Consider the following 980-nt stretch of genomic DNA (forward strand, 5'->3'; position numbering starts at 1 on the left):
TGGCCCGCTTGGCGGTGCATGATACCTATGTGGGCAATCACCTAGTACCCGCAGGGACTACGGCAATGGTGAATATGTGGGACATATCCCATGATGTGACGATATGGGGTGACCCATGGGTGTTTCGACCCGAAAGGTTTATGGAAGAGGATATCAATGTGTTGGGATCAGATTTAAGGTTGGCACTAGACGAGCTTCTTGCCCTCAAACTCCTTAAGCTGACCAACAGCGTACTCATCAATGGCATCAACCATGTACAGGACCTCATAACCCTTCTTCTTCAGCTTCTCGAGGAAGGGGGAGTTCTCAACAGCCTTCTTGCTCTCACCAGTGATGTAATAGATCTCACTCTGGCCCTCCTTCATCCGGGTTACGTAGTCCTTGAGGCTGGTCAACTCATCACCACTCTTGGTGGAGTGATACCTCAGGAGCTCAGCAATCTTGGTCCTGTTGGTGGAATCCTCATGGATGCCAAGCTTGAGATTCTTGGAGAAAGCCTCGTAGAACTTGTTGTAGTCTTCCTTGTTCTCAGCGATCTCAAAGAAGAGCTCCACGCACTTCTTCACAAGGTTCTTGCGGATCACCTTCAGGATCTTGTTCTGCTGGAGCATCTCACGTGAGATGTTGAGGGGAAGGTCTTCAGAATCAACAATGCCCTTGACAAAGCTGAGCCACTCTGGGATCAACTCCTCACAGTTGTCCATGATAAACACCCGGCGTACGTACAGCTTGATGTTGTTGCTTCTTCCTGGTGTCAAAGAGGTCAAATGGCGCTCTCTTTGGTACAAACAGGATGGCCTTGAATTCAAGCTGACCCTCCACAGAGAAGTGCTTGACAGCCAGATGTTCCTCCCAGTCGTTTGTCAAGCTCTTGTAGAAAGCAGCGTACTCTTCCTTGGTGATCTCCTCTGGCTTCCTCAACCAAATTGGTTTCTGCTTGTTCATCACGTTCCACTCGTGAGAGACTTCCTTGATCTTCT

The 980-nt window shown here is 49.2% G+C and carries 2 pseudogenes; one reads left to right on the forward strand and one right to left on the reverse strand.

The window, feature by feature from the left end:
- Positions 1–14 precede the first annotated feature (14 nt).
- A pseudogene (locus NK662_RS24505) lies at positions 15–143 on the forward strand (cytochrome P450); the annotation flags it as partial.
- Between the two features lie 42 nt (positions 144–185).
- On the opposite strand, the pseudogene NK662_RS24510 reads toward NK662_RS24505, so the two are convergent.
- Positions 186–945 (reverse strand): annotated as a pseudogene (locus NK662_RS24510) (hypothetical protein).
- Between the last annotated feature and the right edge of the window lie 35 nt (positions 946–980).

This window comes from Ectobacillus ponti (genome assembly GCF_024294785.1).
Classification (GTDB): Bacteria; Bacillota; Bacilli; order Bacillales; family Bacillaceae_G; genus Ectobacillus; species Ectobacillus ponti.